The organism is Spiroplasma sp. SV19, assembly GCF_030060925.1.
Classification (GTDB): domain Bacteria; phylum Bacillota_I; class Bacilli_A; order Mycoplasmatales; family Mycoplasmataceae; genus Spiroplasma.
Genome location: NZ_CP045455.1, coordinates 1149961 through 1172085 on the forward strand (window position 1 = coordinate 1149961; position 22125 = coordinate 1172085).

The 22125-nt window shown below is 25.6% G+C and carries 25 protein-coding genes; 21 read left to right on the top strand and 4 right to left on the bottom strand.

Annotation, left to right across the window (positions count from 1 at the left end; translation table 4 throughout):
- Positions 1–30 precede the first annotated feature (30 nt).
- Positions 31–570, bottom strand: coding sequence for a cob(I)yrinic acid a,c-diamide adenosyltransferase (locus E7Y35_RS05540; protein WP_283271997.1), 540 nt, complete (start codon positions 568–570; stop codon positions 31–33).
- Positions 571–790: 220 nt separating this feature from the next.
- Between E7Y35_RS05540 and E7Y35_RS05545 the strand changes: the two genes are divergently transcribed.
- From E7Y35_RS05545 to E7Y35_RS05555, 3 genes are all read left to right on the top strand, one after another.
- On the top strand, positions 791–1369 hold the full coding sequence (locus E7Y35_RS05545) for a lipoprotein (RefSeq protein WP_283271998.1): 579 nt from the start codon (positions 791–793) through the stop codon (positions 1367–1369).
- A 184-nt stretch (positions 1370–1553) separates the two neighbouring features.
- Positions 1554–2807 (top strand): hypothetical protein, encoded by a 1254-nt coding sequence (locus E7Y35_RS05550; RefSeq protein WP_283271999.1) that lies wholly within the window; start codon positions 1554–1556, stop codon positions 2805–2807.
- Between the two features lie 26 nt (positions 2808–2833).
- The gene (locus tag E7Y35_RS05555; protein WP_283272000.1) at positions 2834–5206 is read left to right on the top strand and encodes an ABC transporter ATP-binding protein; all 2373 of its coding nucleotides are present in this window, start codon (positions 2834–2836) and stop codon (positions 5204–5206) included.
- 47 nt (positions 5207–5253) lie between these two features.
- Here E7Y35_RS05555 and E7Y35_RS05560 read toward each other — a convergent pair whose 3' ends face one another.
- Entirely contained in the window at positions 5254–5559 is a 306-nt protein-coding gene (locus E7Y35_RS05560) for a hypothetical protein (RefSeq protein ID WP_283272001.1), read from the bottom strand.
- 245 nt (positions 5560–5804) lie between these two features.
- On the opposite strand from E7Y35_RS05560, the gene E7Y35_RS05565 reads away from it, so the two are divergent.
- From E7Y35_RS05565 to E7Y35_RS05575, 4 genes are all read left to right on the top strand, one after another.
- Positions 5805–7061, top strand: a complete 1257-nt coding sequence (locus tag E7Y35_RS05565) for a hypothetical protein (protein ID WP_283272002.1) — start codon at positions 5805–5807, stop codon at positions 7059–7061.
- 25 nt (positions 7062–7086) lie between these two features.
- On the top strand, positions 7087–7263 hold the full coding sequence (locus E7Y35_RS05570) for an ATP-binding cassette domain-containing protein (RefSeq protein ID WP_283272003.1): 177 nt from the start codon (positions 7087–7089) through the stop codon (positions 7261–7263).
- Between the two features lie 232 nt (positions 7264–7495).
- A complete protein-coding gene (locus tag E7Y35_RS07145) occupies positions 7496–7837 on the top strand; it encodes an ATP-binding cassette domain-containing protein (RefSeq protein WP_502957523.1) in 342 nt (113 codons plus the stop codon).
- The gene (locus E7Y35_RS05575) at positions 7812–9455 is read left to right on the top strand and encodes a hypothetical protein (RefSeq protein WP_283272004.1); all 1644 of its coding nucleotides are present in this window, start codon (positions 7812–7814) and stop codon (positions 9453–9455) included. Before E7Y35_RS07145 ends, E7Y35_RS05575 begins: the two co-directional genes overlap by 26 nt.
- 47 nt (positions 9456–9502) lie before the next feature.
- On the opposite strand, the gene E7Y35_RS05580 is transcribed toward E7Y35_RS05575, so the two are convergent.
- Positions 9503–10888 (bottom strand): YitT family protein, encoded by a 1386-nt coding sequence (locus E7Y35_RS05580; RefSeq protein ID WP_283272005.1) that lies wholly within the window; start codon positions 10886–10888, stop codon positions 9503–9505.
- 181 nt (positions 10889–11069) lie between these two features.
- Between E7Y35_RS05580 and E7Y35_RS05585 the strand changes: the two genes are divergently transcribed.
- The 14 genes from E7Y35_RS05585 (at position 11070) to E7Y35_RS05650 (ending at position 21184) form a co-directional block, all read left to right on the top strand.
- Positions 11070–12245 carry a DMT family transporter gene (locus E7Y35_RS05585; protein WP_283272006.1) on the top strand — a complete coding sequence of 392 codons (1176 nt, stop codon included), beginning with the start codon at positions 11070–11072 and terminating at the stop codon, positions 12243–12245.
- Positions 12246–12328: 83 nt separating this feature from the next.
- Positions 12329–13315, top strand: a complete 987-nt coding sequence (locus tag E7Y35_RS05590) for a fructose-bisphosphatase class II (RefSeq protein WP_283272007.1) — start codon at positions 12329–12331, stop codon at positions 13313–13315.
- 19 nt (positions 13316–13334) lie between these two features.
- Complete coding sequence (locus tag E7Y35_RS05595; protein ID WP_283272008.1) at positions 13335–14126, top strand: aldo/keto reductase family protein; 792 nt, start codon at positions 13335–13337, stop codon at positions 14124–14126.
- A 152-nt stretch (positions 14127–14278) separates the two neighbouring features.
- Positions 14279–14557 carry a hypothetical protein gene (locus E7Y35_RS05600; protein WP_283272009.1) on the top strand — a complete coding sequence of 93 codons (279 nt, stop codon included), beginning with the start codon at positions 14279–14281 and terminating at the stop codon, positions 14555–14557.
- A 265-nt stretch (positions 14558–14822) separates the two neighbouring features.
- The gene (locus E7Y35_RS05605; protein WP_283272010.1) at positions 14823–15002 is read left to right on the top strand and encodes a hypothetical protein; all 180 of its coding nucleotides are present in this window, start codon (positions 14823–14825) and stop codon (positions 15000–15002) included.
- Positions 14963–15175, top strand: a complete 213-nt coding sequence (locus tag E7Y35_RS05610) for a hypothetical protein (RefSeq protein WP_283272011.1) — start codon at positions 14963–14965, stop codon at positions 15173–15175. Before E7Y35_RS05605 ends, E7Y35_RS05610 begins: the two co-directional genes overlap by 40 nt.
- Positions 15176–16346: 1171 nt before the next feature.
- Entirely contained in the window at positions 16347–16499 is a 153-nt protein-coding gene (locus E7Y35_RS05615; RefSeq protein ID WP_283272012.1) for a hypothetical protein, read from the top strand.
- A 76-nt stretch (positions 16500–16575) separates the two neighbouring features.
- On the top strand, positions 16576–17682 hold the full coding sequence (locus E7Y35_RS05620; RefSeq protein WP_283272013.1) for an SGNH/GDSL hydrolase family protein: 1107 nt from the start codon (positions 16576–16578) through the stop codon (positions 17680–17682).
- 449 nt (positions 17683–18131) lie between these two features.
- A complete protein-coding gene (locus tag E7Y35_RS05625; RefSeq protein WP_283272014.1) occupies positions 18132–18494 on the top strand; it encodes an HAD hydrolase-like protein in 363 nt (120 codons plus the stop codon).
- The gene (locus E7Y35_RS05630) at positions 18481–18621 is read left to right on the top strand and encodes a zinc ribbon domain-containing protein (RefSeq protein WP_283272015.1); all 141 of its coding nucleotides are present in this window, start codon (positions 18481–18483) and stop codon (positions 18619–18621) included. The genes E7Y35_RS05625 and E7Y35_RS05630 overlap by 14 nt, the downstream gene beginning before the upstream one ends.
- Before the next feature lie 74 nt (positions 18622–18695).
- Positions 18696–18860: a helix-turn-helix domain-containing protein gene (locus E7Y35_RS05635; RefSeq protein WP_283272016.1), complete on the top strand. Its 165-nt coding sequence runs from the start codon at positions 18696–18698 to the stop codon at positions 18858–18860.
- Positions 18861–19083: 223 nt separating this feature from the next.
- The gene (locus E7Y35_RS05640) at positions 19084–19557 is read left to right on the top strand and encodes a hypothetical protein (protein ID WP_283272017.1); all 474 of its coding nucleotides are present in this window, start codon (positions 19084–19086) and stop codon (positions 19555–19557) included.
- Between the two features lie 81 nt (positions 19558–19638).
- On the top strand, positions 19639–19899 hold the full coding sequence (locus tag E7Y35_RS05645) for an IS3 family transposase (protein WP_283272018.1): 261 nt from the start codon (positions 19639–19641) through the stop codon (positions 19897–19899).
- 154 nt (positions 19900–20053) lie between these two features.
- On the top strand, positions 20054–21184 hold the full coding sequence (locus E7Y35_RS05650; protein ID WP_283272019.1) for a hypothetical protein: 1131 nt from the start codon (positions 20054–20056) through the stop codon (positions 21182–21184).
- 20 nt (positions 21185–21204) lie between these two features.
- Here the strand turns inward: E7Y35_RS05650 and E7Y35_RS05655 are convergent, their stop codons facing one another.
- Positions 21205–22068, bottom strand: a complete 864-nt coding sequence (locus E7Y35_RS05655) for a Cof-type HAD-IIB family hydrolase (RefSeq protein WP_283272020.1) — start codon at positions 22066–22068, stop codon at positions 21205–21207.
- Positions 22069–22125 lie beyond the last annotated feature (57 nt).

Below are 22125 nucleotides of genomic sequence, written 5' to 3' on the forward strand. Positions count from 1 at the left end.
ATAATAAGATTAACCTAACAAGGAACTAGATTAAAATTCAATTCCTTTTCGGGCTGGAACTTTTTGATAAAAATAATGCTTTGTTGCTTGAACATGACTGACTAAATCAACAGCATTAATTAAATTATCGGTAATATGATGACCAGAAAAGGCCATTTCTATGCTTGGGCTTTTATTGGCAATGACTTCAATTAGTTCCGCTTCGGTAATTAATCCGTTATAAATACATCCTAGTAATTCATCAACAATAATTAAATCAATCGTTGGATCTTGGCTCAATTTTTTGAGGTCTTCAAAACCAACCCGCATTTCTTGACGAAGAATTATTTTTTCGTCATCATTCATTTCTCAAAAAAACTTTGTATTTGATGAATAATAGTTAATTACTTCTAAATTAGGATCAGCTAGCTTTTGGAAGAATAACATTTCACCAGAAATACGATTTTTTAGAAATCGTAAATATTTAACCTTTCATTGATAACCTAAAGCACGAATTGTCATTCCATTTAAAATGGATGTTTTTCCTTTACCATCGCCATAATAAATATGACAGTAACCTTTTTTTTGCATAATTGCCTCCTTATGTATAAACATTGTACTAAAAACTTTCTTGTTTTAAGTTACAAATGTAAAGAAATCGTAAAAAAGTATTTTTAAATAGGAAAATAGGTTTTGGTTAATAGAAATTTTAGCAAAAAGGTGTTTTTCCTTTTTTTTTTTTTTTTTTATACTTGTATTAAGAAAAGAACTTAATTGTTACTTTTCTTGTTAAACAAAAAAGGAGAAAGAAATGAAGCGATTATTAAGTATATTAGGAGTTCTTGGATTAACAGCAACCGGAACAACAACTGTTGTTGCATGTAACAAAAACGAAAAAGCGAAAAGTCAATATAATTTGATTGATCAAAAAGTAATTGATGCAATTAACAAAGTTTTAACATCAGCAACTGATGTAAAAGATGTTAAAAAAGATCAAACATATGAAACATTTTTTAATATGGATGGTTCTAATGAACAAAATTTTTTACAAAAAAATTTTTATACTAAACTTGAAACAGAATTAGAATCATTAGCAACTGCTGAGATAATGGCACAAGTTTTAGCATGATCACATCAAGCTGCAAGCTTAGTTTTATTAGATAATGATCATAAACAAATTAAGGAATTTTCAAGTGATAATAAAGCTGAAAAACTAGAAGACTTATATTTAAATGGTATTAAAGAAAAATTGACAAATGGGCAAAACCCGGATGCCGATTGATTTAGAAATAATCCACGAGTAACATTAGCAGTTAAAGTAGCAAAAGAATCAGAAGGGGTTAAATTATCCCAAGATGGTTATCTTACTTTTACTTTCGCACAGAATTAAGGATAAAGCAATATTAACATTGCTTTTTTTATTTGTCCTATGATAAGATTAAATTGTCATTTAAAGAATTTAAATGTAACTTAGAATCAACAATGAAAAAATAATTTTACAGTAATATTAACTTTCAAGAAATTTACTATGAAGATATATTGAATATTAACAAGTAAAAGAAAGGACCGATATTATGAAAAAGATGTTGTTAACAGCCATTATTATGGGAACATCAATGAATATAATACCTTTAAATTATCAAGCTCAACAAAATAATGATTTAAATAATATAATTAGTGCCAAGGAGCAAATAACATTAACAAATGCTGATTTAGGTTTTTTTCAAATATATATTAATACATTTATAACATTACAGGACCATAACATTAATACTATTCCTGTTAAAGTAGAATTAATTAGTAAGATTGATGAAGTGTTAACAGAGGGTGACTATAAAAATATTGGCGCAATTACGCGCTTATATGAATTAAAAAATGAATTAATAGCAACTGATGATAAAACAATGATAATTAATTCATTACATAAATATAGTAGTGATATTCGGGACAAAGTTAAAAATAATTTACAAAATATGGTTTTGATATTAGAAAAAATGCGCAAAAAAGACCCTGCACAAATATCACATTTAATTTCTCGTTGTCATACCTTAATTAACCGTATAAGTAGTTTTAATGTTGATAACAAAGATACTATTATTAGTTTTTTATTTGAGGTAATTCAATTTAAAGATGCAGTTATTATTCAATTAACTAATATGATAAATAATTTAATTAGTATTGCTAGTGATGAAAAATATAATATTATTAAAATTAAATTAGAGCAAATTAAAATTTTACAAAATAAAGTTAAAGATTTAAAAGAAGAAATTGCTATTGCCCAAATTGGAGTAACAAAACCAAAGGCATATTATTGAGATAATTTTCATGCAGAGAGAAAAACTAATTTTAATTGATTACAATATTATCAGCCAAAATTAAATAAAATACGTTTTACTTATGATGTTTATGTTGGTCAACGTGGCTGGGCATGATGAATAGCAACAAAGTATGGAGAACATGAAATATATTATAATAATCTACCAATGTACTATGATGATCTCAGTGATAATTTTGTTAATAGTTCAATTTGAATTCATCTAGGACCTAAAATACCACAAATAAATGGGTGGTGAACATATTCCAATGCTTCTATTAAATTTAAGACATGAAATGGTTCAGAATATGAAGTTAAAGGTTTTAATATTAAACATGTAACCAATATTGGAATTTGACAAATTCAATATTTGGAAATTAAAAATTTTCGAACATGGTTTCATCTTGATAGGAAATATACGGAATATACATTAATAAATTTAAAAGAACAATTGAGTAAAACACTTGCTAATATTAAAAAAATAGAAACTGAAATAACTTTATTGGAAAATTAGATTTCAGAAAGAAGGAGATTTACATAATGGCTATAATTAGATGCAAGAAACTGCTTTTTGAATATAAACATAAGAAAATTCTTAATGATATTAATTTAAAAATCAATAGTGGTCAAATTATAGGGTTGGTTGGACCAAACGGTGCCGGGAAAACCACATTAATTAAAATTATTTTAGGACTAATTAAAAAAGATCAATCCTTAAAATATGATGACTTTTTTGTTGATGCAAAAAAAATATCTTTTGCACCTGCTAACACTAGTTTTTATCGTCATACAAGTGCAAAAGATATTTTGTTTTATGAAACTTTTATTACAAAAATTAAATATGAAAAAGCAAAGGAATTAGTTCCAAAGGTATTAGAATATTTTGATTTAACAGATCATGCAGATAAAAGTTTTTCCGCATTTTCAAGTGGAATGAAAAAAAAGTTTTTGTTAGCTCTAAGTTTAATTAATGATCCAGACTTATTAATTTTAGATGAACCAACTGCTAATTTAGATCCCGATACTAGGAAACAAGTTTATGAGTTAATTGCTAAATTACATCAAAGAAAACCTAATATGATAATTATTATTGCGTCACATATTTTACAAGAGTTAGAGTTTTTAGTTAATTATGTCATTATTCTTAATAAAGGCAAAATTTTATATAGCAATAGTTTTGATTATAAAAATGAAAAACTTGATGAGTTATATTATAAACAAATTGAAATTGCTAAGTTAGAAAAAAAGATAAGGAGTTATTTTTTAATGAATCTATGATTATTTTTATTTAAAAAAAATTTTAAATCAAAAATAATATGATTATGAATACTTTTTGGGATTATTATAACATGGCTTTTTTTCACTTTTTTCTTTTTAAATTATAAGCAAATCATTGAGAGTGGAGCAGCAACTCTTATTATGGTTTTTTTTCGAATAGTATATTTTATTTTTATTCCAATTTTTGTTACTTACCTAATTATTGCTAATTTTAAGGAGGAACAAAATAACGGAATTCTTTATACTTATGTGCTTAATTTTAAAAATCGAAGTAATTTAATTTTTTTCAAACTGACCTTTTTATATTGTTTTAGTGCCTTATTTTTTACAATCCTAATGTTATTACCAAGTGTTGTTTTAACTATTTTGTTGCAGGCTACTAATGTTTATGATTATTTTGTTTATTTAAAATTTTATTTAATAATTTTATTATATTTAATATTGTTAATTCCATTAATTTTTCTTTTTTGTTTTCTTACATCAAAACTTTTTGCTTTAACTTTTATTACCTTTCTTAGTCTACTTTTTACTGCTTTAAATTGAATTATACCTTTAATTCCATATGCTAATAATAGTAATTTATTTTTTTTAAAACAGTTTCCACCATTTACACAACGTTACAGTGGAGTTCAACAAGTGGAATTTCAAGTTTTAGATTTAAGCTATATTGATGCTAATTATTTGCTAGTTTCGGAAAACCAATATTACTTAGATTTATTAAAAAGTTTAGAAGAGAATAATTTAGATAAAAATATTAAGGCATTTTATCAAATGAGTAGTTATCTTATTAATTCATCATTGATTGATAATGAAAATATTATTAATACATTTGTCCAAAATGCTAAAAATAATTTGGAATATAGTGATGAAAACAAGGTTTATAATTTGGTCTTTATTAAAAATAATGGATTACAGACATCTGATTTTAGTATAAAATTCAATATTAATCCATTAGATAATCAATCGTTATTTCCATTATATCAAAATGGACAAATTAATAAGAACTCAGTTCTAAATCAAAACACTTATGTCAATACTATAAAAAAAGAATTATTAAAAACTTTTAAAAAAGAAAATGAGTTTAAGCAGCTAAGTAATTTTTTAGAAAAAGGTGAACAATTAAAATTAAAATTTTTAGAAATCAATAATTTGATTTTTGAAAACAATTCTTCATTTTTTGAGCAGTATTTTTCTTATTTAATTTTAAATCATCCTGCTTTTTTAAAAAATATTTTTAATACTATAAATAATACTTTCGCACAACAATTAGAATTACGAGAAAAAGCACTTTGAAACTATATTTATAGTACGTCTAGTACGATTTCTGCTTGAGAAGGTTATATTAGTAAAATTGTTAGAAATGTTTATTTTGTTACTCATTTTGAGATTACATTAAAGCAGTTAATTGATCCTTATACATTATGGATATTTGCCCAAGGGTCTTTCCCAACTCAAGTTTTATATGATGTGCATAAAGTAAATAATAAGTATTATGAATATGACTTTAAAACAATGGCTCCTAATAATAAGAGAAGTCTAATTGGAACATTAACTACCTTGCTTGTTGTCAATGCTTTTGCAACGTGATTATTATGTTATTTATTTAACCGTTATAAATTTATGGATCATAGTTAAAAATAAAATAGCGCCCAATTGGGTGCTATTTTATTTTAAGAAATATCTTAATTATCATTATGTGGCATATGTTTAGCTTTATAAGTTGTTTGAGCCCGAATAATGGCATCATTATCAGGTAATAAGATGGTTTCAGCAATTCGTTTAAACATTGTTAGAGGAATAGTTATCATCACCATATAAGCGTTATCTTTATATTCACCATTATAATTAGTAGTAACTTTTCATAAGGTATTATGCGCAAAGCCATTTTCTTTTAAACGGGTAATAATAACTTCTGGTTTATCACTAATAATTAGCAATGAAGTATTTTTGCAACGAGGGAAAACTCGATTTGAAACAATTGCTATCATTTTAAACCTCCTAATTTAATTTTAAAAATTTAGGTGGTCTTAAATGTGTATGGTTTTCACAGGATAAAGCAATATTAACATTGCTTTTTTTATTTGTCTTATGATAAAATTAAATTACCATTTAAAAAATTTAAATGTAACTTAGAATTAACAATGAAAAAATAATTTTACAGTAATATTAACTTTCAAGAAATTTACTATGAAGATATATTGAATATTAACAAGTAAAAGAAAGGACCGATATTATGAAAAAGATGTTGTTAACAGCCATTATTATGGGAACATCAATGAATATAATACCTTTAAATTATCAATCTCAACAAAATAATGATTTAAATAATATAATTACTGCCAAGGAGCAAATAACATTAGCAAATGCTGATTTAGGTTTTTTTCAAACATATATTAATACATTTATGAAATTACAAAACCAAAATATTAATTGGATGTCTCTTAAGACAGAATTAATTAATGAAATTGATGAAGTATTAATAAAAGGAGATTATAAAAATATTGGAGTAATCACCCGTTTATATGAATTAAAAAATGAATTGATAGCAACTGATGATAAAACAATGATAATTAATTTATTAGATAGATATAGTAGTGATATTCGAGATAAAGTTAAAAATAATTTACAAAATATGGTTTTAATATTAGAAAAAATGCGTAAAAAAGATCCATCACAAATATCACATTTAATTTCTCGTTGTCATACTTTAATTAATCGTATAAGTAGTTTTAATCTTGATAATAAGGATACTATTATTAGTTTTTTATTTGAGGTAATTCAATTTAAAGATGCAGTTATAATTCAATTAACTAATATGATGAATAATTTAACTAATATTGCTAGTGATGAAAAATATAATATTATTAAAATTAAACTAGAGCAAATTAGAATTTTACAAAATAAGATTAAAGATTTAAAAGAGGAAATTGCTATTGCTCAAATTGGAATAACAAAACCAGAAGCATACTATTGAGATAATTTTCATGCAGAGAGAAAAACTAATTTTAATTGGTTACGATATTATCAACCAAAATTAAATAAAATAAGTTTTACTTATGATGTTTATCATGGTCAAGCTGGATGGGTGAGTTGGATAGAAAAAATGGATGATAGCTATCATGAAATATATTATAATAATTTGCCAATGTTTTATGATGATCTTAGTGATGATTTTACGAATAGTTCAATTTGGATTCATTTAGATAAAAAATATAAAATGTCTCATGGTTGATGAGTCTATGAACATGCTAGTATTAAATTTAAGAATAAAAATAATCTGACAAGAGAAGTTGGAGGGCGTATTATTGAAAATGTGAATGATATTGGTATTTGGTGAAATCAATATTTGGTAATTAAAAATTTTAAAACAACATTTCATTTAAATAAAAAATATACGGAACATACATTAATAAATTTACAAGAGCAATTGAAAAGAGCACTTGCTAGTATTAACAAATTAGAAAATGAAATTAGATTACTGGAAAACTAAGGTTTATAGGGAAGGAATTTTAAAAATGATAAAAGTTAGATGTCAAGAATTATCTTTTGGATATAAACATAAAAAAATTCTTAGTGGCATTAATTTAAATATTGATGATGGTCAAATTATTGGTTTGGTTGGACCTAACGGAGCAGGTAAAACAACCTTAATTAAAATTATTTTAGGACTGATTAGGAAAGATCAGTCCTAAAATATGATGACTTTTTTATTAATGCAAAAAAAATTAGTTTTGCACCTGCCAATAGTTTTTTTAATCGTAGTATAAGTGCAAAAGACATTTTATTTTACCAAGCTTTTATTACAAAAATTAATTATCAAACAGCAAAAAAACTAATTCCAAGAGTACTAGAATATTTTGATTTAACTGAACATGCACACAAAAGTTTTGCTAAATTTTCTAGTGGAATGAAAAAAAGTTTTTATTAGCTTTAAGTTTACTTAATGATCCGGATTTATTAGTTTTAGATGAACCAACTGCTAATTTAGATCCTGATTCTAGAAAACAAGTTTGTAAGTTAATTTTTAAGTTACATCAAAGAAATCCAAAAATAACAATTATTATTGCTTCACATATTTTGTCAGAATTAGAATCTTTAATTAATTATGTTGTTATCCTTAATGAAGGACAAATTTTATATAATAAAAATTTTGATTATAAACAAGAGAACCTTGAACAATTATATTATGGACAAATTGAAGAGGCTAAACAAGAAGATGGGGAAAAGGAGTTGTTTTTTAATGAGATTATGATTATTTTTATTTAAAAAAAATTTCAAATCAAAAATAATATGATTGTGATTACTTTTTGGTCTTGTTATAACAATAACTTTTTTTACTTTTTTCTTTTTAAATTATGCATGAGTAATTAAAAGTGGTTCTGCTACTCTTATTATGGGTTTTTTCCGAATAGTATACTTTATTTTTATTCCAATTTTTGTTACTTATTTAATTATTGTTAATTTTAAAGAAGAACAAAATAATGGAATTCTTTATACATATGTGCTTAATTTTAAACACCGAAGTAATTTAATTTTTTTTAAACTAACTTTTTTCTATTGTTTTAGCGCTTTATTTTTTACAATTCTATTGTTATTACCAAGTGTTATTTTAACTATTTTATTGCGAGATACTGATGCTTATGATTATTTTATTTATTTAAAATTTTATTTAGTAATTTTATTATATTTAATATTATTGGTTCCAATTATTTTTCTTTTTTGCTTTATTACATCAAAACTTTTTGCTTTAACTTTTATTACTTTCCTTAGTCTTCTTTTCAGTGCTTTGTTTTGAATTTTGCCTTTAATACCGTATGCTTCTAATTATGGTCAATTTTTTTTAAAGGACCAGGTGCCATATAGAGATAGCTATAACAGAAGCAAGCTAAAAGTGTTGGACTTAAGCTATATTGATACAAATTATTTTTTAATTTCACAAAATCCGTATTATTTAAATTTATTAAAAAGTTTAGAGGAAAATAATTTAGATAAAAATATTAAGGCATTTTATCAAATGAGTAGTTATATTATTGATTCTCCGTTAATTAATGATGAAAATATTATTAATACATTTGTTCAAAGTGTTAAAAATAATTTAGAATATAGTAATGAAAACAAAATTTATAATTTTATTTTTATTGAAAACAAGAGATTACAGAAGTCTGATTTTGGGATAAAATTAAATATTAATCTCGTAGATTCTAGATTTAATACGTACATCCCATTATATCGAAATGGTTATATTAATAAGGACTCAACTTTCAAACAAAACACTTATGTTAATACTATACAAAAAGAATTATTAAAAACTTTTAAGAAAGAAAATGAGTTTAATTTGTTAAGCAATTTTTTAAAAAAAGGTGAACAATTAAAATTAAAATTTTTAGAAATTAAGAATTTAATTATTCAAAATAACTCTTCATTTTTTGAAGAATATTTTTCTTATTTAATTTTGGAACATTCTGCTTTTTTAAAAAATATTTTTAATACTATAAATAATACTTTTGCACAACAATCAGAATTACGAGAAAAAGCACTTTGGGACTATATTTATAGCAAGCATTCTGTTGTAACAGTATTAGACAGTTATATTAGTAAAATTGTTAGAAATGTTTATTTTGTTACTCATTTTGATATTACATTAAAGCAGTTAATTGATCCTTATACATTATGGTTATTTGCCGATGTCTCTTTCCCAACTCAAGTTTTATATGATGTGCATAAAGTAAATAATAAGTATTATGAATATGACTTTAAAACAATGGCTCCTAATAATAAGAGAAGTCTAATTGGAACATTAACTACCTTGCTTGTTGTCAATGCTTTTGCAACGTGATTATTATGTTATTTATTTAACCGTTATAAATTTATGGATCATAGTTAAAAATAAAATAGCACCCAATTGGGTGCTATTTTATTTTAAGAAATATCTTAATTATCATTATGGGGCATATGTTTAGCTTTATAAGTTGTTTGAGCCCGAATAATGGCATCGTTATCAGCTAATAAGATGGTTTCAGCAATTCGTTTAAACATTGTTAGGGGAATAGTTATCATCACCATATAAGTGTTATCTTTGTATTCACCATTATAATTAGTAGTAACTTTTCATAAGGTATTATGCGCAAAGCCATTTTCTTTTAAACGGTTAATAATAACTTCTGGTTTATCACTAATAATTAGCAATGAAGTATTTTTGTAACGAGGGAAAACTCGATTTGAAACAATCCCACAAATAATAATTACCATGAAGGCAGCAAAGAATGGTGCTGAGAAATAGTAGGTTGCAAAGGATGGGTTTGGATTTGGGGTTTTTACGGCATAACTCATTGCTCAAGTAATCAGCATTAAGACTGTATTAACAATAATTGAAATATTACCAACTGGTTTTTTCTTTGTTCGTGAAATATAGTTATTAACAAAATCAGTTCCACCAGGACATGCATCAGCGATGTATAAAAACCCAAAGGCAATTCCATTTAGAATTGCGGCAATTAACCCAAAGAAGAAGATTCATAAATCATGAACTGTTGGGTCAGTAATTTTATTTAGGTCTTGTAAAAAGTGAAAGTCGTTAGCATTAATATAAGGAATACCATGATAAGAACCAACACCGTTTAGTACAATATGAAACACTGTTTGGGCAATCATAAAAATAATCGTATTAATGGTAAAACGATGACTTACAAAAAATCAACTAAAAATAATTAAGGGAATATTATTAACAATATAAAAAACATAATACATTAAATTGGCATTATTGATGTTATCACTATTTAATGGTGGAAAAATAAATTGAGCAAAAATTTTTCCTAATGCTCCAATCCCTGGTGGCAAAACTTTTGATGGTGATAAAAAATAGTCAAAAGCAATTGTACAAATAAATCCTGCCAAGATAAGATACATATAACCTCTAACTTGTGTTTTCTTCAAATAGTTTCGAAGTTCTAAAGAAGTTTCTTGTTTGATTACTTCTTTTTTATTAATATTACGAATCTTTGTAATTCTGACATCATCGTCAAGACCTAATTTATCCTCAACATTAATTAATTGTTCTTCATAACTCACGATTTTATTAACAAAGCGGTGAACCATTTTTGACTCTTTTGAATTTAATTGTTCTAGTTGCAATTTTAACTTAAATTCTTTTGTTTGATCAGGATGATTTTTTAACCGTTCTAATTTTATTAATAATTGTTGTCGTGATTCGTGTGTTTGTTGTGTATAATGTTTTAATAATTTTTCTGCTTGTTTAATATTTTTTTTAATTATTTCATATTCTTCATAGTTACTAATTTTGTTTCCTTTATTTTTCATTATTTATAAATCTCCCATATATATTCATTATTATTATATTCCTACTTTAAAAGAATTGAAAAAAAATTAAAAAAAATTAACTTTTGACTCTATTTGGTGTAAGATATAACTAATAATTTTGAAGAAAATTAGAAATTATAGATAATATGTTGTAATAAGAGATAGGATTAGGAAATATAAAATGATAAATGCAAAAGAGAGTAATCATATTGATGAAGATTTGTTAAAAGTAGAAGAAACAAAAAATGATTTGGATTTAATCCGTTCAAAACGCCGAATTATTTTAGGAATTGTATATGGATTAATTTCAGCTGTTGGATATTCGTTTGTGCCACTAATGTTATATATAATTCCAGAACAAGGGCCTTATGGTAACTTAGCATCACCAATTAATGCAACTTTTTATGTTACAATGCAGGAAATAATGGCGGCGCTTGTAATGTTTATTTTTTATAAGCCAAAGAACTTTATTAATTTTTTCAAAATGCTGCGTCATAAAGAAACCTGATTAGTTGTTTTATACGGATTTTTAGGGGGACCGTTTGCAATGGTTTTTTTCCAATTATCAGTGTTATTAACAATTAATAATATTGGACAAACTGATGGAACAGTTCCAGGATTGTTATTAAACTTAAATGTTATTTTAGCGGGAGTTGGGAGTGCAATTTTCTTTCGTGCTCGTCAAAGTAAATATACGTGAACTGCCTTGGCCATTTCAACTTGTTTAATTTTAGGAATGTCAATTCACTTTGCTATTAATGAAGGTTTAACATGAAAATCAATTGGAGGAATGTGCTTGGCTCTAATAACAGCCGCCTTATATGCGATGGAAGCGTTGGGAATGTCACACTTAATGAATTCTTCAAAAATTAATTTTACTAATCATGAAACAGTTTCAATTAAAACAGGTTCATCAGCATTGTTAATGTTAGTGTTGGGAACACCAATTGCCGCTGTTGCTTCACACCAAAGTTTTGTTGAAGGTTATAAAGTATTTGCTAATTTTCAATATTACCAATATGCCTTAATTTTTATTTTTGGTGGAATCTTTATGGGTAGCTCACGAATGTTATATTATGCTTGTTTAGCAATGTCAGGACCAACTTATACAACATCAACACAATTATTAATGTTCTTTTGAACTCCAATTTGACAGTATATCTTTATTGCTGCTAATGTCCCAAATGAAATTTTAGAACCAACTTGATACTACTGAGTATATGTTATTCCAATTGTTTTTTGTACTTTTGTTATCTCCAGCAATGAGTTTTTGATGTATGCTGGCAAGGTTGGTTGAAAGCGGGCCTTTCATGAATTGTTTGGAAAAATTCCAAAAGCATCACGTGTAAAACATTAATAAAAAACAAAATGTAAGTTATTTTACATTTTTATTTTTGCAATTATGTGATTAAATATTAATAGCAAGCAAAGGAATGAACAATGGAAACAAATAGTCTTTTATTTTTACGCGCAGTCCAGTTAGCTGTGATTGCTGCATATGAATTAGTTGGCAAAAATGATAAAAATATGTTAGATCAAAAAGCGGTTGATATCATTAACAAGTTATTAACAAACAATGATGTTAAAGCAAAAATTGCAATTGGTGAAGGTGAACTTGATGCAGCTCCAATGTTGTATCAAGGACAAACCTTTTCGCATCAACAAGCAATTACAATTGACATTGCGGTTGATCCAATTGAAGGAACTGTTCCGGCCAGTAAAAATGAACCGGGTTCAATCTCATGTATTGCTATTGCTAAAATTGATACAATGTTGCAAATTCCAGAAATGTATATGGAAAAATTGTTTTTATCAGAGGAATTAGCAACGACAATTGATTTTTCTCAACCAATTGAGAAAATATTATTAACTTTATTAAATATTAAACAAAATTTATCATGTATCATTTTAAATAAGCCTCGTCATCAGGCAATTATTAAGACAATGCAAAATCTGGGAATTCATGTTGAATTAATTAATGAAGGTGATGTTTTGGGAGCAATTGATGTTGTGTTAAAAAAAGCAGATTTTTTATATGGAATTGGTGGCGCACCCGAAGGTGTTTTAATGGGTGCTTTAGCAATTGCAACTAATTATAAAATGTTTGCGCGTTTAACAGCATATGAACAAGTTTGACCAAATGAAAAGGAAACGAAAGACCGGATGAAAATTGAACAACAGGCTTTGGTTCATAAGAAAATTAGTTATGATACAATTTTTTCTGAACGAGATCTTGTTGCTGATGAAGAAGCAATGTTTTTTGCTGCTAGTTTAACCGGTGGGACTGTTTTAAAACCATTGCAAATTATTGACCATGAGTATGTTGTTCATTCTTTTATTGGTTATAACAATATTTATCATCAAATTATTTCAAAATATCCCATCATAAATAATGTTCAAGATTTATTAAACAAATATAGTAAATAGTTTAGAGGAGGTTAGTAAGATGCCGTTCCGTTTGGAAAAGATTGGATTTGGGACTTTATTTTTAAAAAAAGAAGAGGCAATTATCAATGCCTTAGAAAATGGTTATAAAATTATTGATACTGCTAAAGTTTATCAAAATGAAGAAATGGTTGGTCAAGCAATTAAAAAATATTTAATTACTAATAATACCAAACGAGAAGATGTAATTATTGAAACAAAAATTTGATGTGATGATATTGAAGCAGATAATACAACAAATGCGGTATTAGAAGCTTTAAAACGACTAGATGTTAATTATTTAGATATTGTTTTAATTCACCGTCCAAATATGAATTTTCATAAAACAATTAAAGCTTATGGTGAATTATTACAATGCAAAGCGCAAGGTTTAATTCGTGTTGTTGGGGTCAGCAACTTTGATAAAGATATGATTGAAGTATTATTTGAAAAAACAGGGATTTACCCTAATATTAATCAAATTGAATTTAGTCCTTTTAATCAACGTTGAGATCGTGTACAATATTGCCAAGATAAAAATATTTTAGTGCAAGCATATTCGTCAATTACTAAGGTTTTAGAAAATCAACTTCTAATTACGGAAGCAAAAAAATATAATTGTACAGTTGCCCAATTAGTTTTAGCATGAGTTAAATACTTTAGCATTCAACCAATTGTGAAGTCAGAAACATTACAACATATTAAAGAGAATAATAATATTGAAAAAATTAAGTTAACAAAAAAGACAATTCAATTAATTCAAGGTTTAAATATGTATGATAATGTTTATGCTGAAACATTTGATGGAATTTAAAACAACAGTGATATTAAATTTATTAGTTAATAGTTTGATAAGAGAAAAGTAATAGGGTATTTTCTTTTTTAATAATTATATTGGTAATTACGGTGTTATTTTTAAAGAATGTTATAATATTACTATATATGGTATCATATTGGAGGGATATAATGGCAGAGAAAACAATGGCTGAAATTTTAGCAGCAGCTAAAAAAGCAAAAGCAGCAATTGATGGTGATCAATATGCCAATGAAGGTGAATATTTTGATCCTAGTAATTTAACATTAGAACAAAAATTAAAATTACGAAAAGCAGCAAATAATCCAAAAGATCCAAATTATCATGCTTGATTACAAATGAATCAAGAAAAACAAACTTCTGGCTGGATTAAAATTGACAAAAAGAAAATTAAAAACTTATCAGAAGATGATGAAGAAAATAATGATTAATATTTTTCTTTATTAAAAAATAGTTTTTTGTATCCAAATGCTACAATCAAAATGGTTATTAGAAGATTCTAATGGCCACTATCATCTTGTTTATATTAATGTTTTAACATCCGTTTGTTGCGGATGTTTTTTATTATTGATATCATCCAAATTTTTTGTTCATTGGAATTTGTATAAAACAACTATATGTAGCTCCTCATTAAAGTTAACTTTACAATAAAAACTTAAGTTTTTAAAGTTAAAATAATAGTGAGGAGTTTTATTTATGCCAATAAAAACAACAGATGAAAAATTAGAGATTGTTCAAAATATTATTAATAATCCAAATAATCTTATTGGGAAAGTAACAATTAATTATCAAAAATGAAAAAAGCATTATGGGATTAGCGAAATTATACTTCGCAAGTGGGTAAAAATTATAAAAATTTTGGAATTAATGAGTTAGTAAATAAGTCTGGATTACATAAAAATCATAGTAATGTGGGAAGAAAACCAAAACAAGAACAAAATGAAGTAGAAAAACTTCGAAAAGAAAATGCCTTGTTAAAAGCGCAGATTAATTTTCTAAAAAAATTCCAACCCCTTGCGGAAAGTTTACGAAAAAAAGACAAGAAATAAATCATAATTTTAAAGAGATAAATAATTTTTTAATAAAAACAATAAATTATTTGATATTAAACGTAATATTTGCAAATTAATTGGTATTACCTATGAGGGATATTTAAAATGAGTTAAAAGAGGAAAACCTGAATATAAATCAAGATTTTCAAAAGAAAAGTTAGAATTAGTACGTAAAACATTCATTGAGAATAATGAAATTTATGGTGCTCCTAGAATAGCAATTAAATTATATGTTCTATATCAATCACTTTCTTTATACAATCTATTTCTCTTTTGCTGTTGCATAAAGTTATAAAATCGGTAAAATAAAAATAACTAAATAAGAAAAAGACGTTTAGTCTTTTGTTTGAGGGGATAATTGTTGTTATCTCAAATAAAATTTATCGTTAAAAGTTCTAATTATTTCTTACTATCCTTCTTATTAAATTTTGAGTATTTATTTGTTTTTTCATAATTGTTTAATTATAATATAGTTAGTTATATTTTAAATAACTAAATTAACTAAATTTAATGGTTTTATTGTGTTTTTAAAATAGTTGTATAAATAATAAGGAAAAATAAAATGTTAAGTAATTTTTCAAAGAAAGTAAAATTTATTTAACTAGGAATTTTAGCATTTTATAATTATTGGGGATTGGTTTAACAATTTTGGGGCCGGAATTAGAATCTCTAAAATTTATTAATAGTTTAAAAACACAAATTTAATGTGCTTTTCTTCAAAGGAAAGTTTCTTGTAAATAGTAACATTAAAATTTATAAGAACCTTATTAATACCATTTTAAAATCTTTATATGAAGTAGATATTTTATTATCGTTAAATTATTATGAAAATCCAAACTAAAATAACGCAATTAAAAAAAGTATTTATCTTTTGTTGATGCTTAGTTTAGTAATTGTTGTGGAATAACAATTACTAGTTAAAAAAATATTGATTTAGATGATCTTGGACTTAATTTAATTGAATTTGATAAGAGTGTTACTGTTAAGTTTCATTCTTTTAGTTATGGCAATATAAGAATTCAATAAACTTTTAAGAGCAAAAGTATTAAATAAATGTTTAGTGTTGCTTTACATTACTATACTCTTGTTCAATAAATAATTAATATTAAAATCATTATAATTAAATGGTTGACAGTATGGTCCTAATATTAGTGGTTTAGATTATGCTATGACATTAATTGGCAGTGATATTATTTGTGTTAATGCCATATTAACAGAAAAATATATTATTGCACCAATTATGGTTAGTGATTTATATCATCCAAATTTTATTAGTATCTTGGATGCAATAAGAACCAGAACCGTTTCTATTTTAATGTAACCATTTTTGGTAATAACAATGTTACCGGTGATTGTGATTATCATTATTAAAAATTAAATAAAGCAGACATATAGATATGAAAAAGATTTTTACATTATTAACTGTTTTTACTTTAGCAACATCTAGTACCGTTACGGTAATTAGTTGTGCATTTACTCCAGAAATTCAGGATAATTTATTATTAATCGGAAAAGATATTGATAAATCAAAAGCGATTGATGATTCAGAAACTAATTTACAATTTACAAATTATTATATTTTAGGAGATAGCTTAAGTGATTCACATGGGCTTGAAAAATTGTTAAAAAATGACTTTGATTTTGAATTTAAATTAGGAACTGATGATAAAACGAATTTAGAAGATTATCAATATGGAAGTTTTAGCAATGGTAAAACAGCGGCTGTTTTATTAAATGATAAACTAGGTTTTAAAGACATTAAACCAGGAGTACCAGATGATAAAGGTGAACCTAAGTTTGGCCGTAATTATGCGGTTGGTGGTGCTACCGCTGCTGATGTTGTTGGAATAGAAGGAATAGTATTAAATAAAGTTACGCTTGAAAAACAAGCCCGTGCTTTAGTTAGCCAACATAAATTACGAGCAACGGATTTAGTTCTTATCGAAATTGGTGGGAATGATTTATTACAATTAATTAATGAAGTTGATCCTCAAAAGGAATCAACATTAATGAAACAAACTGTTGAACGAATTCAAGAAACATTATTTACTTTGTTAAATAATGGAATTCGAAAAATTGTTTTTAGTGATGCGCCAGATATTAGTTTAGTACCACGATATGTTAATAGTGATCCTAATACAAAACAACGTGCAACTAATCTTTCAACTGAATTGCATTCTCGTGTTAAAGATATGATTAAAGTAGTTAATTGCTATTATGAGCATGCTGTTCGTGAATGAGGATTTTATGATAATCTACCAGTTTTAATGGAAGAATTTAAAGCTAAGCATTCAGGGGCTGAACTTAAGGTTAGTTTTAATATTTTAGATATCAATTTTATGAATGTTATGAAAACACATGCTTATCATGCAGAACGAAATCCTAAGATCCCCACCGAGGCAAATATTAAAGATTATTTCTTTTTTGATGATATTCATCCAACTCGTGAAGTACATCAGTTAGCAATGGAACATTATTATAAGGTGCTAAATGGGTGAGTATAAAGTAGAGGTATTATTGTAAACAGTTGACAATGTTTTTGAATATAAAATTAATAATAAGATTATTAAAATTGTTGTTGAATTACAGTATGATAAGTATTTTATTAATGAAATTACAATCCATTAAATCATTTGCAAAGTTATTCTTTTTCATTAAAGAATAACTTTTTTATTGAATCTTGATATAATGATAAAAGAAAGATATGAGGATTTTTAATAATGGCTAAAAAAATTTTTGGGAAAAAAAGATCGTAATTTATTATTAAATTATTTTAAACCATCAATTTATGTTAAAAATGTTAATAAGATTAATCTTGAGTCTTTAAAAAATATGGAATTAAGGTTTTTATTTGTGATTTAGATAATACTTTAACGCCATTTTATCGTATAATTCCAAATGCAGATAATTTAAATTTAATTCAAAAAGTACACAAGACTTAGGGATGATATTTGTGTTAGTTTCAAATAATGCTCGAAAATGTGCAGAACGTTTTGCATTAAAAGTAGGAATTAAACATTATTATTGAAATGCTAAAAAACCCTTATTAAAATATTTTCGTATTATTTTACGACAATTTAATTTTAATCCTCATGAAATGATTATGGTTGGTGATCAGTTAATTACAGATGTTTTATTTGTCAACCGCGCTCACATGGAAAGTATTTTGGTCGTTCCTGTAACAGGAGTTGATGAATCAAATCGATTTATCTGCTTATTAGAAAGTTTAATTTACAAACGATTAGCACAAAAAAACATTTTATATAAAGGTTTCTTTGATGAAGGAGAATACAGGTTAGATTATGATATTTTATAAGAAATGTCAGAGTTGTGGTGTTACATTACAAAATACCAAGCAAGAACAAATTGGTTATGTTGAAAAATTAGCACAAGAGTATTGTTATCGTTGTTTTCGATTGACACATTATAATGAATTAAAATAATGAACCGATTTTTGTCACAATTAATTCTTTCTAAAAATAAGGTAGAATTAAATTAAGAAAAATGGGGTTTTATTATGGCAAAATTAACAAAAATTCAAAAAGAAGAAATAATTAATTTAGTAAAACAAGGATATAAAACTAAAGATATTGCAATTAGATTTGGAGTAAATACGGGGTCAATTTCTTATATTAAAGATCAATTATCATTCATGGTGATAAATTATTTACTGCTGATTTAAACAAAGATCGAAAAATTGAAACAGATAATAAAAAAGAAATTAAAAAATTAAGAAAAAACGTTGAGGAATTAAAATTAATTAATGAACATCAAAAAAAGTTCAAAACCTTTGTTGAAGAACCAAGGAAGAAAGAATTTTCCAAATAATTGAATATTATAAATTAAATTTAAGAAATTTTCATTTGGATAATGTGGCTAAGATTTTTAGTATTTCATCTAGGACAATGCGTCAATATCTTGATAAAAACTTATATACTTTTAACTGTCATAATTTAAAAGATGATTTTTGTCATAGGTTAATAATTTTTCATAATACACGAAAAGGCCGAGTAAATGGTTATCGTAAATTAAAATTTGCTTTTATAAAAGTAAATAAAAATCAAAATAAAGGTTATTTAGGTGAAAATTTGAGTAAAAAAGAAATGTATAAAATAATGAAGGACCATAATCTTCATGATAAAAATAGAACAGGCATGCCATATTTAAAAGGCAAATCTTTAACAAAAAGTTGAAACAAAAATATGGATTTAATTAAAGGAAATTTTAAAAATACTTTGGATTTGGTAATTTCTATGGATATTAAATATGTTGCAACAAATGAAGGCTATGTATATTTTAATTGAGTTAAAGATTTTGGTTCACAAGCAATAATTGGTGAAGCATATTCATCTGATATGTCTTATTTGAACTTGGTTTAACCAAATTTAGAACAAGGAATTGACTTTTTAAAAAAATATAATTTTAATGTAACAAATTTAATAATATATACAGATAATGGAATGCAGTATTATCATCACGATTTCATCAAATATGCTAATAAAAATAATTTTAAATTAAGTAAGAAAAAATCTTATAAATTAGGACATAATGCTTTATCAGAAAATACTTTTTATCATTTAACTGTTGAGTGGTTATCTTATAATAAATATGAAACAATTAATCAAGCTATAAATGGTATAAAAGAATATGTTAAATTTTATAATTATGAAAGAATTCATTCACAATGGGATCATAGTCCAATGTCATTAATAATAAAATAATTGTGATAAAAATGGGAGCAGTGATTAAGTACGAGAAACATGCCGCCCTATTTTAATTTAAGGTATTTTCTGGTATAATATATAGTACATATAATCTAATTCTTATTAGCCTATAATTATAACAAAACTAATCTTATTTAAAAGGGGAATGGTTATGGAAAAAACAAAAAATATTGCAATGATTGTAATTTTAATTGTGAGCTTAGGACTAGGAGTTTTGTTTGCCTGATTCTTTTGGAGCATTTTAATGGGTGATAATCAAATTAATTATGCTGAATATAGTGAATGTTTATTATATTCTAAACATAGCAAACAAAAAGTGGATTTAACACGACAAAATAATAGTCAATTAGTAAGCGCAACATTTAGAAAATCAGGAGCAACTAATAAAATAAAACAATTTACTGCTAATAATTTAGCTTTTATTAAGCGATGTGAAAATAATATGCTTTACCAAGCAGATCCGACTGTTGTAACAGCATTTAATCAAAAAAAGGCATCTAATCATTTTAAAACAATTGCCGATGTTGTTAATGGTATGACAAATAATAAGTTTTACCCATATCAATTAGAGGAGATGGTCTTAACTTTAGATGAAAAAGAGCAGTTACCATTTCGTAATAATTTAATTGCTTTTGCTAATTTATTTGTTAATTTTTTTGGTTTATCTGTTTTTCAAAAACTAGTATATAATATCGAAATTAATAATAATATTGCCAAAAGTAGTACAGGAAATAATAATCAAGTTTTGGCTTTTACAAAATTAGCCGGGAATGGAAATAGTTTAGCACAATGTCTCGCATTTACAGAACATTCTCTGCAGGCTAAAATGAGTAAAACACAATATGAAATTGGTTTTCATTCAACGGCAACTAATATTTCAACCATTGTCCATGAAATAGGACATGCCATTTCCAATTATGCATGAGTTTGACCGTATAATCGGATTCGTTTTAATAGTAATATTACTCCAGCAATTGGTCGTTGTACACCAACTAAAGATAAAACATTAATTTATATTCGTGGTTTTATGCATAGTCCAAATGATTTGTTAGTTCGTTATTTAGGAACAAAAGTTGGAATTAGTAATAATGCTCCATTTCAACAACAATTAGCAGCTTGATCATTTATTCAATCGGGTTATGGTCGTACTGGAGGCAATGCTGAATTATTTGCAGAAGGTTTTGCCCAATGGTTATTAACTCCGGATGATCAAAAAGCTTTAAATTGACAAATTTTAAATGAATTTTATGGGACATATTTTAAAAATTACTATTTAATTTAAAAAAGGGTGAAAACCCTTTTTTAAATATCTTCACCGTTTAGTAATTTTTCTAAATAATCACCAACACCACCTTCATCATTGGTTAAATGGGTAATTCCTCGGGCACTTGTTTTTAGATTATCATTACCATTTTTCATTGCAATTCCATAACCAACATTTTGTAATAACTCTAAATCATTCATTTCATCGCCAAAAGCAATCACATCGCGAATATCAACATTATAGTATTGTGCTAAAATATTAGCAGCAAATCCTTTTGAAACAAGTTTATTTGTAATATTAATCATTGTTTGACTTTGTTTACTACTATAATGACCGATATTAATTCGAACAGAGTTTTTAAAGTTTTCAAACATTCTTAATACTTCGTCAGTTTTGTTAGCACTGCTTAAATATAATGCCATATTGCTTGCAGGACCTTTTCAAGCATGATAAGGGTCAGCAATAAAATATTCATCATCAGCAACGTCATCAAGATGAAAGTAGTTTTCAATTGCTTCATCTTTTTTTCAGCAAACAGCCTTGTCATAATGTTCAATTAAGACATTTTCGACATTGTTTTTAACTTGGGGGTGATTAATAATACTCATAATTACATCATATGCAATTGAGAAAACTAACCGCTTAAATTCTCGTTTTAAAGGATCATGAATATGACCACCATCAAAATTTGTTAATAATGTATCTAATCCTAATTCGCGATAAAAGCGAATGCTTGCTCGGTGTGGACGACCAGTAATAATACATACTTTATGACCAATATTCACCGCTTTTTTAATTACTTCTTGTGTTTTTGGATGGATTGTTTTACCATCATTCATTAAGATGGTACCATCTAAATCAATTAAGATTAATCTTTTTTTATCTAAGTGTTGTAATTTCATTGGTACTCCTTTCTAAGAATAAATTTTTTCTGCTCCCTTTATCTTTTATTATATCTA